The 11,626-nt window shown below is 54.7% G+C and carries 8 protein-coding genes; 7 read left to right on the top strand and 1 reads right to left on the bottom strand.

Annotated elements, in window-relative coordinates; translation table 11 throughout:
• Positions 1-65 precede the first annotated feature (65 nt).
• From SK3146_RS15085 to tnpA, 5 genes are all read left to right on the top strand, one after another.
• Positions 66-1,334, top strand: a complete 1,269-nt coding sequence (locus tag SK3146_RS15085; protein WP_249865800.1) for a vWA domain-containing protein — start codon at positions 66-68, stop codon at positions 1,332-1,334.
• 36 nt (positions 1,335-1,370) lie between these two features.
• Positions 1,371-2,012 carry a hypothetical protein gene (locus SK3146_RS15080; RefSeq protein WP_249865799.1) on the top strand — a complete coding sequence of 214 codons (642 nt, stop codon included), beginning with the start codon at positions 1,371-1,373 and terminating at the stop codon, positions 2,010-2,012.
• Between the two features lie 379 nt (positions 2,013-2,391).
• On the top strand, positions 2,392-3,657 hold the full coding sequence (locus SK3146_RS15075) for a TRAFAC clade GTPase domain-containing protein (protein WP_249865798.1): 1,266 nt from the start codon (positions 2,392-2,394) through the stop codon (positions 3,655-3,657).
• Positions 3,654-6,551: a cadherin-like beta sandwich domain-containing protein gene (locus SK3146_RS15070; protein WP_249865797.1), complete on the top strand. Its 2,898-nt coding sequence runs from the start codon at positions 3,654-3,656 to the stop codon at positions 6,549-6,551. Before SK3146_RS15075 ends, SK3146_RS15070 begins: the two co-directional genes overlap by 4 nt.
• Before the next feature lie 255 nt (positions 6,552-6,806).
• Positions 6,807-7,277 (top strand): IS200/IS605 family transposase, encoded by a 471-nt coding sequence (gene tnpA, locus SK3146_RS15065; protein ID WP_249860177.1) that lies wholly within the window; start codon positions 6,807-6,809, stop codon positions 7,275-7,277.
• Between the two features lie 421 nt (positions 7,278-7,698).
• On the opposite strand, the gene SK3146_RS15060 is transcribed toward tnpA, so the two are convergent.
• Positions 7,699-8,544 carry an SDR family NAD(P)-dependent oxidoreductase gene (locus tag SK3146_RS15060; RefSeq protein WP_249865796.1) on the bottom strand — a complete coding sequence of 282 codons (846 nt, stop codon included), beginning with the start codon at positions 8,542-8,544 and terminating at the stop codon, positions 7,699-7,701.
• A gap of 275 nt (positions 8,545-8,819) precedes the next feature.
• Between SK3146_RS15060 and SK3146_RS15055 the strand changes: the two genes are divergently transcribed.
• Complete coding sequence (locus SK3146_RS15055; RefSeq protein ID WP_249865795.1) at positions 8,820-9,476, top strand: YheC/YheD family protein; 657 nt, start codon at positions 8,820-8,822, stop codon at positions 9,474-9,476.
• Positions 9,477-9,666: 190 nt separating this feature from the next.
• Positions 9,667-11,493: a cache domain-containing sensor histidine kinase gene (locus SK3146_RS15050; protein ID WP_249865794.1), complete on the top strand. Its 1,827-nt coding sequence runs from the start codon at positions 9,667-9,669 to the stop codon at positions 11,491-11,493.
• Positions 11,494-11,626 lie beyond the last annotated feature (133 nt).

Genomic DNA, 11,626 nt, shown 5'->3' with positions numbered 1-11,626 from the left:
ATCGATACGGGAAGGCATGGAACTAGAAAGAGGGGGAAACGGTGAAACAGCGCAAATGGAACTCATTGTTGACAATTTTTAGCGTTATCGGCGGTTTTATTGGCTTTGTCGTAGGAGAATGGATACTGGACCGCTGGGAAGGCGCGATGCACGAGACGCTGCTGATGGGGCTGTATTTCGGCCAGTTCGCCTTGTTCGTCGGCATAGGCTGCCTGGCGGCCGAGATCATCTCGCCGAAGCTGAACGGGAACAATTGGCGGCTGCGTTACGCCGGCGACGGCTGGAAGCTGCTTGTGCCCGGTACGCTGGTCCTGCTGTTTGTCGCGGGGGTTCTGTTTCAGTTTATATACGGCCTGTCTTTGGGGAAGCGGGACGTTCCCCAAGATTACGTGCTGCTGCTGGACAAGTCCGAGAGCATGCTGCAGACCGACCCGGACAGGCAGAGCGTCCGGGCCGCCCAGTCCCTGATCGGCAAAATGGACGGCAAGAAGCGCGCGGCGCTGTTCACGTTCAACGAGCAGACTCAGCAAGTATTTCCGCTGACGCAGCTGAACGGAGCGGGCGTCAAGAACGAGCTGTCCGCCAAGCTGGAGGCTGCTTACGTTCCCAGCGGGCAAACCGATATCGGCAAGGCGCTTAATGCCGCCATGGATCATTTGCAGCAGCAGGGAAGAGCCGGCCGCAACGCGGCGGTGATCCTTATTTCCGACGGGTACAGCGATGTCGATACGGCCAAGGTGCTTGCTCCTTACGTGCAGGAGCATGTCCGCGTACATACGATAGGCATCGATTCCACTCAGGCGGAAGGTAGACAATTGCTGCAGCAGATTGCCGCCAATACCGGCGGCAATTATTACGACGCGCAGAGCGCGGACCGGATTGCCGACGCCTTCGAGCAAATTTATTTGCTGGATCATCAGCGGCATCTGCTGAACGAGCGCACCGGGGCCGCGGCGTCCGACGGTTATCACGGCATATTGAGAGCGGCGCTGGTTATGCTGATAGGAACGCTGCTCGGCTTGTCGCTCGGGATCATCTTCGACAACCGCTATTTGGCGGCGAGCTTCTCGATCGGCGGCACGGTAGCCGGACTTCTGGCCGGGCTGATTATCGAATCCGGCGTCCAAGGAGCCGATTATCCGTCGATATACCGGTTGATGGCCGACCTGATTCTCGCTTTCGTGCTTTCCGTCTCTACGCTGCTTGTTGCGGTACGCCAGGAAACGAGCGGCCATTCGGGCTTCGGCCGGGGCCGGAGGTCCCGCGTCGAGCTGGAGCCGCAGGGCCGCTACGGCAGACGAGGCGGCGACCAGACCGGCAAGCGGTTCCGCTAAAAAAGCAGCGATTACGGGACGGAGGGATAAACAGCGATGCAGCGGCAGTGGGAATCATTAAACGAAGCTTATCGCATCCGCAAAGCCGAATGCCAGCTGCGGGACGGGGAATGCACGATCACCTGGCAGTGGCCGAAGGATGTCGAATACGTATATATTTACAGCTTTAAGGAGGACGAGGAGCAGGCGCCCGAGCAGCTCTCTCCGGCGCAGCTGAAGCTGCTGACCCGGGAAGAGTACAAAGTGAAGGGCGGTTACAAGGAGCGCGTGAGCTATATCGGCGCCCGCGGCTACCGCATCTTCCCTTGCCTCCGGCAGGGCAGCGGCTTGACGGCGTTCAGGCAGGCCGACCGCGATAACTACGTCCGCGTCAGCGGCGGGAGAGCGCAAATACGCTGCTCGATCAAATACGGCGGCAGGCTGTTCAGCAAGTTCAAGACAGCCCGCATCCAGCTGTTCTGCGAAATCGCGGTGCCGAAGGAAGCGCTCTGCTATGTGAAGAAGGAAGGCGCCGTTCCGGCGCATAAGGAGGACGGCATCGCTTACCCGTTTATGAGCGATTTTGCCGTCGGCCGCAGCGCGCTTCCCGAGATCGAAGTCGGCAAGCACGACTTTGTCCGCTTGTTTTTTACGGAGAGCCGTTACGGAGAACAGTATGAGCTGATATTGGAATCGTGAAAAACGGTGAAAAAGCGGGCGAAGCAGCGAGAGCAATCTGGAGAAGCGCAGCGTTCGCCTTTGTCCCCGGATATCTAACCTATTCAAGAAATCAGGCGGTTTTCGCCATATTTTGAAAAACATGGTGAAGAAGTGGCCGGAGAGTCGATAGAAAGTTGGAGCAGCGTAAGCGGTCGCCTTTGTAGACGGATTTGTCCCGCTTCAGGGCTTCAAAAATGAAAAAAATCCGGCTACAACAGCGAGTGGAAACTTCTATCGACCGCAGGACACGACGAAATCACCACCCTTTGAAAGCTCACGAAGTCAGTTTTCTAACGAAAACTCTTAGCTTATGCTTACGAAGATAGTTTTCTTCCGAAAACTTTTAGGAGGGATTCACATGCTGGGTAAATTCAAAAGCCTGTTTGAGAAAAAGCCGCCCGTCAAGGAGCGGCCCCCTTATTACAGCATCGTATGCCCGTATTGCTTCAGCAAATTCGAGCCGGAGGACGTCGTGTTCCGCGCCGTTCACAGCAAGGAGGACGACGACGAGTTCATGCTGCAGGAGGACCGCAGACTGAACGCTTGGCGGCGCAAGTTCCATTTGTCCGAGCAGGATATGGAAGCGGTGATCGATCCGGATACGATTCCGGAGGATTTTAAGCAATATTCGCAAAACGTGCTCGTCGCCGTCACCGACCGCTACGGTCATACGACCAAGCGGCGGCTGTGCCCGAACTGCCATAACGAGCTGCCGATTTCATCCGGCAAGGTGCCGAGCAACATCATCTCCATCGTCGGCGCCTCGCAGGTCGGCAAGTCCGTCTATATGACCTCGCTGATCCATACGCTGCAGCAGACGACCGCCTCGAACTTCGATGCGGCGTGCATGCCGCTCAGTGCGGAAATCAGCCGCAAATTCCGGCAAAATTACCATGAGCCGATTTTCGAGAGAGGCAGCATGCTGCAATCTACGAACCCGAACGAGCAGCAGGAGCCGTTTATTTTTCAATTCGTGTTCAAAGATCCGGAGCAGGCGCCGCTGACGCTCGTCTTCTTCGATGTGGCGGGCGAAGGAATGGTGGAGCGGGATTATTTGGACATTTATGCCGCGCATATTAAAAATTCGTCCGGCATTCTGTTCCTGGTCGATCCGCTGCAAATCCGCACGATCCGCGACCGGATTCATCTGAATCTGGGCGAAGAGGAAGGCGAATTCGCGAGCCGCTATGACGAGCCGCGCGAGGTGGTCATCAGCCTGTTCGAAAATTTCATCGCCCACCAGCATAACAGCAAGACGGATATTCCGACGGCGATCGTGCTCACGAAGAGCGACATGCTGCAGTATTTGAAGGAAGAAGACAGCGAGTACATTCAGCCGAACAGCAACGTTTTTCGCAATGTCGTTCATAAGGGCTATTTGGACCAGACGGAATTTCAAAATATTAACGGCGAGATCAGCCGTTTTATCGAGAAGGTGGACCGGCCGTTCAAGGACGCCATCGACGTCTACTTTACGAACACCGCTTACTTTGCCGTGTCCGCGCTGGGCACCAACCCCGTAAATAAACAAGTAACCAGCGTCATCAATCCGATTCGCGTCGACGAGCCGTTCATTTGGCTGCTTCACCAGCTGGATTACGTAGGCAGGAGAGATGCCAGGTGACCGGACAGAGGAAAATTCAGCAGCAATATTTTACAAGAGACAGGGAAGGCATATTCCGCACCAGCGAGGGCTTCGATACGGTGGCCAAGTCGGCCGGGCTCGACAACGGCTTTATCAAGTCGGTGCTGCATCCGTACTGCGTCTATAAAGCGCCGCAGGAGCTGCTCGGCCGCGACGAGACGGATAGCAGCCTGTATCCGAAGACGCTGACGGTGTTTCGCGCCGACAGCGGGGAACTCGTCATCGGCCGCAGCGTGTACGTTCAGACGGATTTCACGGGGCAGCGCAGCGCGTCGTTCACGCATCAATTCATCGTGCCGGGCGAGCGGCAGGAGCCGTTCGTACGCGAGCCGAACCGGCTGCTTCGCATCCGCGATTTCCGGAGCGGCTACGACATCCGCGGCGGCAAATCGATTCCGGAGCTGGACGAGGTAGCCTTCGATCCGGCCGGCTCAGCTGAAGAGGGGGATCGCTTGCTTGCCGCGCAGGGTATCGATTCGCGCCTGTTTCAGCAGCTGATTTACGCGGTCATGTCGTCGGCGGCCAACAAAAAGAAGGTCTACATTTCCCTCGCGGCGGACGTTGCGGACAGCGCCGAGCAGGCGCGGCTGCTGCTGGAGATTATTTACCGCTGCATACCTTACGCATTCCGCCGTCAGCTCGGATTTACGACGTTCAACAGCGAGCCGGAGGCCAAGCAGAACATCCATATCGTGTTTGTGGAGCCGGGCGGGCTGCGGCTGCCGGACCGCAGAGTCGAGAAAGATTATGTGTTCGACTTCGCTGGCCAAAAATGGCTGAATACCGAGCTCCCCGGGCAAAATCACGCCCTGCTGGACTGGATTTGGGCCCATCATAACGACAAGCGGCGGCTGGACGAGCTGTTCGATTTCTGCGAGCAGGCGCTGCAAGGGGAGGCCGGAGCGCTATCCCTGGCGATCCCGACTTATTATCAGCTCGGCATGCTGTATGAGATCGAGCAGGGAAGCGAAGCGCAGTACGACAATAACCGCGCGGGCGTTATGAATGCGCTGCTGACCTATCTGGACAAAGAAAGCGCGGAGCGGAAGCCGCGGCTTAAGGAGCTGTTCATCCGTCTGCTGCGCAAGGACGTTTCGGACGGAGAGGCGATCCCGACGGCGGACTATATGAAGAGCCTGATCGCTTATTACGATTTCGCCGAAGAAGGCGAGCAGGCGCTGCTGGTACAGTGCTTCATGATCTTTATGAACCGTCTGGCGGGAAAAAGCGGGGAAGGGATCGAAAAAGCGGCGCAGCTGTCCGATCTGCTGCTCGGCCGCGTTTCCCTGTTCGGACTCGTCATGAAAGAGCTGCATAAGCAGTCCGCCGCGACGGCCGAGCAGTATGTCGCCTACCGGTTGAAGCAGATTCAAAGCGCGGAACGGCTGAAAGAAGAAATCATGTTTTGGCTGAAGCAGGCGGAGGATGTGACGCTGGAGCCGTTCTTCGCCCGCGAGGTGACGGGCAAGCAGGAGCAGCTGCTGCAGAGGGAAGCGCGCAAACGCATCGAAACGGCGGTCTCCCTTCACGACTTTTATGGCGAACTGCCGTCGCGCTCCGGCCGCAAGCAGTTCGGCGCCGTATGCCGGCAGTGGCAGCTGGAGGTGAAGCTGGCGCTGCTGGAGGAGCTGGATTTGACGCAGCTGAGCTACGAGGACGTCGTCGCGCTCGGCTTCATCGCCGACCCGCTCGACGAAGAGCTGTTCCGCCATGCGAACAAGACGAGGCGTCAGCAGCTCATTTTGACCGGCATTTTGTACTGCTCGCTCATGCTGCGTCCCGGCGAGGAGGAAGAGGCGGTGGACGCGCTGCAAGGACTCGGTCCGGTGGAGCTGGACAACGTGCAGGCGGCGTTGAGACGGCTGCTTGCGGGCAGGATCGATCCGTCCCGCTACAGCTCGATTCTGCTCGCTTTCTACAGACCGGATTCGGAGCGGGGACTGTACGAGTCGAACGAATACGATTACGACGGGCTGCTGGAATTTATCGCCGCGAACAGCTTCGAAGCGGATAAGGTGCATGATTTTCTCCTGTGGTCGGCTTCCGACAGCCGCTTTGTGGACGAGAGAGGCGTCATCAATCCGCATTATAAAGCGGCGGTGAGCAAATATTTCCAAGTGCGCGAGCCGCGCGCGTTCAAGGATAAGCAGGTTCGGCAAAAGCTGCTTGAGACCGACAACGAATCGTTCGCCGCGCTGTTCCAAACGATCAAGCTGAGGCAATCGGGTAAGCTCGCTCAATTTATCGCGCGAAATAAGCGCAAGCTGGTGCGCGGCGGCTTGATTGCGGCGCCGTTCATCGTCGTGCTGCTCGTTCTCCTGTGGAATCCGCTGCTGACTTGGATCGCAAGCTTCGGCCCAGCGCCGGAAATTGCCGTCGAATCGCTGCCGGAAACTTCAACGACGATGGAGATCGCATTGAAAGCGAGCGTCAAGGGGGCTGACAAAGACGTGCTGAATGTCAAAATGTACGTCAACGGCCAATACGTCTCCAACGGCGCGATCGACACCAAGGTGCAGCTGCACGACGGCGAAAATATATTCGAATTTAAAGCGGTGAACCGGGGCGGCAAATCGTCCGAAGTGGTTCAGAAAAAGGTCATGTACACGGTGCCGCTGCCTACAGTCACGCACGGGCCGATCCCGGAGACGACGAAGAGCGCTTCGATTACCGTGACGGCCAACGCCAAAGACCCGAACGATCCGAGTCCGACCATCTATATTAACGATCAGGCGGTCGGTCAGGGCAGCATTTCCCAAACGATCAATCTCGTACCGGGAGATAATCCTATCGAAATCAAAGCGGGCAACAAGTTCGGCAAAATGAGCGAAACGATCAAGAAAACGGTCAAATACGACGCCGGTAAAAAGTAAAGCGCACGCCGCCGGACAAAAGCGACAACGGAGTTATCCTTTTATTTTTTCGGTAACGGAATTTGGATTTGACTTGCTTAGGGGTAAGCCGCGTCTATGAATGATTTTCATAGAGCGGCTTTTTTGTCTAAGAAAACCCCCAGTTCGACTGGGGGTTCGGGAAAGCTTATAGCTATGAGTAAAAATCCCTTGACCTTTATGATAAGATGATAGCCGGTCTGCCAACCGCAACATCAAATCAAGGAGGACAAGGGAATGGATAAGAGCAGTCTAGCACATACCCGCTGGAACTGCAAATACCATATTGTATTTGCACCGAAATATAGACGGCAAGTCATCTATGGGAAATTAAAAAGAGAGATCGGAAAGATCATCCGGGAGTTGTGTGAGCGCAAAGGGGTGGAGATTCACGAAGCGGAAGCGTGCCCGGATCACATCCATATGTTGGTGAGTATTCCACCGAAACTGAGTGTATCGGAGTTTATGGGGTACTTAAAGGGAAAAAGTTCGCTGATGATCTTCGATAAATTTGCGAACCTGAAGTATCGATACGGAAATCGGCAATTTTGGTGCAGAGGCTATTTTGTGGATACGGTAGGGCGAAACAGGAAAGCGATAGCCGAATACATTCGAAATCAACTAACAGAGGATAAGAACTACGAACAAATCACGATGAAAGAATTGTTCGACCCGTTTACGGGTGAGTCGGTAGGAAAGGGCAAATAAAAGAGCCCCTTTGAGGGGCAAGCCCGGGACCGCTCGCGGTTGGCAGACTTTCAGTGCGCCTTCTTAGGCGCGTGCTAGTACCATGCCCTTATAGGGCTGATGGAAGCCACCGGCTAAGCCGGTGGTTATGACTATTGTTTAGGAAATGAAGCGCAGCAATATCCTGTGGATATCCGGGTTCTCCCCCGAAAGTAAAGTCTACCCATAGAACGATCCCAGAGGAAGGGTTAGACGCCGATCCAGCTTAGGCTGGATGCGGACGGAATGAGCTTCAGAGCATCACGTCACTACCCTGGAAATTACTCTTGGTACCCCATTTCCATTGTCTGTGGTGCCGCGTAGCGGCATGGATGGCTTTTGGGGGGATTTGTTCACATAAAGGCTAAGTTAAAGAGGTCTCTACGGTATGCCTGATGCCTGATTATATCAGAAAGGGGGGGACGAATCGTCCGTCAATATCGGTGAATCCGTATTCCCGGGCAAGATCGCCAGCTTGAAGCACCTGTCCGTTTTTAAGCTGCACTTCGTCATCCCCTGCCAAGGCAGACACCGCTCGCCCAACATAATACGGCGACTCCGTGTGCTTAAGAGCTTCAACCTCCATCCAATGATCTTCATCTGTATCGAAAGTCCTTAATACCAGTTCCGTTCTCATCCAACCCGGGGAGACCGCTACCGCCGTTATTTTGGTGTTTTTGAGATCATGAGCCAATCCAAACACGGAGCGGTTAATCGCATTTTTGGCAAGGTCGTAATAGAAAGTTCCTAAATACTTATCCTGATCCCGAAATGTGGTATGTACGATCAATCCGGAATCGGCTTCCAACATAAGCGGGATCGCATAATGATTTGTCGCTATTTGTGCGCGTATTCCGCTCTGAAACGTAGCATCCCACATGGTCAGCGGATATTCCCAGAAAGGTTTGGGCTGCAAATTCACTTCCAAGTCATGCAGTCCCCAGACATTATTCACAAGGATATCGAGACGTCCTTGTTCCTGCCGGATTCTCTCGATCAAAGCTCGTGTATCCTCATCATTGGTATGATCGCAACGACATGCGTAAGCCTCTCCGCCGTTGTTTAGAATCTCCTCGACAGTTTCATCAATACTACCCGGAAAACCGTGCGTAGTCGTGCCTCGTAAACTTCTTCCGGATATATAAACTACGGCTCCGGCTTTCCCAAGCTCAATGGCTATCCCTCGTCCTGCCCCACGGCTTCCTCCGGTTACGAGAGCGATTTTCCCCGCAAGTCTCTTCAAGTTCATCTACTCCTTCGCAGTTATTTATTTCATAATACCAAAAGTAATATGTCATCTATTGTCATGTTGGGAGTGAGCTATTCGCAATTATTGGAATCTATGAAAAGGCGGACGTGCTCCTCGCCGGGGGCAAGCTTTGACCGCTTCGGTCCGGTAGACGCTTGTTCCTCCGCCATCCGTCCTTACCGGACAAAGGTACAAGAACCACCCTGCTTCCATGAATAGTCTAATAGTGGATGGAGTGGATTAGCCGGTACAAAGGAAGGGGTGCTTGGGTAACAATGTCAAGAAGCGTAGCAAACAAATGGCTGAAAACCAATGTATTGCTGAGGCACCGCGGCATTGCGGGCCACATACCGGAGACGAGACGGTTCACAAGCGCCGCATTGGCACAAATGGTAAACAAGTACGGCAGAGTGGTCGCCAAACCCGTCGTAGGTACGGGAGGAAGCGGCGTTATTCTAATTTACAAACAGGGAAGCGGGTATATCATTCATTACCGCGGCAAGATCATGCGCAGAGCCGATTTCGCCTCTATGCTGGCTGCCGTCGGGCGCATACGCCGGGGCAGAGCTTATCTGATTCAGCGGGGCATCCGCTTGGCGCAAATTGCCGGACGGCCGGTCGATTACCGGGTGAAGCTCGTTGATCAAGGAGGCAGGTGGGTGACCAGAGCCATTGTCGGACGGCTGGCTAGACCGGGACTGTTCGTTACGAATTTATGCCGGGGCGGCACGCTGCTGAAATCAAGCGACGCGATCCGCCGCTCCTTGTCGATCGCGCCGCAAGCGAAAAAGCGGGAGCTTCGCAATTTATCCTACCGCAGCATGCGGCTGTTGAAAGCCTCTTTTCCCGGAATCGGGCAGCTCGGCTTCGATTACGGAATCGATAAAATTGGAAAAATATGGATGTTCGAGGTCAATACGAAGCCGCATTAACGGCGGATGAGGCTTCGGCGAACGCAAAGATCGTCCGGGACGCGCAGGGTGGGAGGCGTTAACCGGGCGGTCTTTTCTTTGCCCGAAGCGGGAGGCGTAATAAATTGACAAAGACAGGCCCGCTCATTACGATGTAAACATACAAGCCGCTCTTGCGGCCGTTCCATACTTTGTCGCCTCCGGAGGTTTTATGAAAGCGTTTAAACGGATCGCCCACACCTACGCCCGGTTAAGCTTGCGGGCTCGCCTGTTTTTGTCGTATATGATGCTCGTGATCGTGTCGTTAACGATTTTGGGAGTCGGCTATTATTATAAAAGCTCGGAGGTAATTCTTCAGAATGCAAGCGAAACGATCCTCGGCATCGTGAAGAAGAGCGACGAGTCCTTGAATTCGAAATTTGCGTCGGTCGAGCAAATCGCCGTCAATATGCATCTTGACGAGGATTTATTCGCTTTTTTCAACACGAGCGATTGGAGCAGCCGGCCGCTCAGCTCGGAGGACGACCGGAGAATTACCCGCATTCTGCAAAAGTATTTTCCGTCGTCGGAGGACCTCTACTCGGTCAACCTCGTCACAAGCCAATATATATTCGGCGGCAACCCTTATTTCTGGATTCCCAAGACGGATTTCCAGAAGTCGAATTTGTACGGGATCGGCCTCGAAGCGAAAGATAATACGCGCTGGATTCCGACCTACAATTTGCTGGACCGGTTTTATGCCATGACGACCGAGCATAAGGAACAGTCCCAGCTCGTCTTCACCGCCACGCGGCTTATCAACATTTCGATGATCCAGAACAATATGCTGCAGCAGCTGCCTCCTCATACCGAGCGTCCGGTGCTCGTCGTCAATTATCAGGAATCGATGCTGCACAAGGCGTTCGCCGAAAGTCTCGGCGTTCAGGGCTCTTATTATTACGTGCTGACGCCCGAGGGGGAAATCGTCTCCGCTTCGCGTTCCTTCGAGCAGGCCCCCGATGTAGATCGGGAATGGATTCAGAGCGCGCTCCGCCAGCAAAGCGGCACGGAATTGATCCGCATCGGCGGGAAGAAGATGGTCGTCTGCTTCGATACGATCAAGACAACCGGCTGGCTGTCCGTCGTCTTCATCCCTTATGACAACCTGCTCGGCACCGTGCCTAACATGCTTTCCTACACGCTTTATTCCACGGCGGCGATGATCCTGCTCTCCATTGCGCTGGCTTCCTTCATTTCCGGGCGCATTACGCTGCCGATCAAGAAGCTGCTCGTTGCGATCAAGCAAATGGGAGAGGGGCATTTCGGCACGATGATCGAACCGGCGGGCAGCCGGGGGGAAGCGGGCATTCTTATTCATAAGTTCAATCAGATGAACGAGAAAATCGAGCTGCTGATCAAGGAAAACTACGAGGTGCACATTAAGGAGATGGAGGCGGAGCTGCGGGCGCTCAATTTTCAGTTCAACCCCCATTTTCTGTACAATTCGCTTAATATCATTAACTATTTGGCGATCGAGAACAAGCAGCCGCTGATCAGCAGTATGCTGGTCGAGCTGTCGGAGATGCTGGAGTATACCGCCGGCCGTCCCGGCGAAGTGCGGTTCAGCGAAGATGTAAAATATTTGGAAAATTACGTGTCGATCATGATGCGCAGATTCGAAGGGAAATTTCAGGTGGAATACAGCTTCGATCCGAGGCTGTACGAGGGCACGGTGCCGAAGTTTTTTCTCCAGCCGTTTATTGAGAACGCCTTGATCCACGGGCTTGAGGATGTAGAGGAGGGAGGCGTCATTCGCGTATCCGGCCGGATCGAGGGGAATGTGCGCCGGTTCAGCATAGAGGATAACGGCAAAGGCATGCCGGAAGAAACGATCCGCCGCATACTGGATGCGGGCGAAGAAGGACAAGCCGATTCCATCGGCATCGACAATGTGAACAAGCGCGTGAAGCTGCTGTACGGCCCTGAGTACGGAGTACACATCCAATCGGCTCCGGGAGCCGGGACGAAGGTCGTCATCACGGCCCCGTGGCAGCCCTAATGTCGGGTCCGGGCGACCGCGCATTCGTTAGCGATTACGTCCCCGTAATAACCATGGCGGCTTAGTGTGAACTTCCGCTTGAAATCGCTTGAAGCCAAGACCCCGCTTTGCGGGGTTATTTTGCATGCAAAAG

This window comes from Paenibacillus konkukensis (genome assembly GCF_023523925.1).
Lineage (GTDB): Bacteria > Bacillota > Bacilli > Paenibacillales > NBRC-103111 > Paenibacillus_S > Paenibacillus_S doosanensis.
This window is presented reverse-complemented; position numbering and strand designations above follow the sequence as displayed.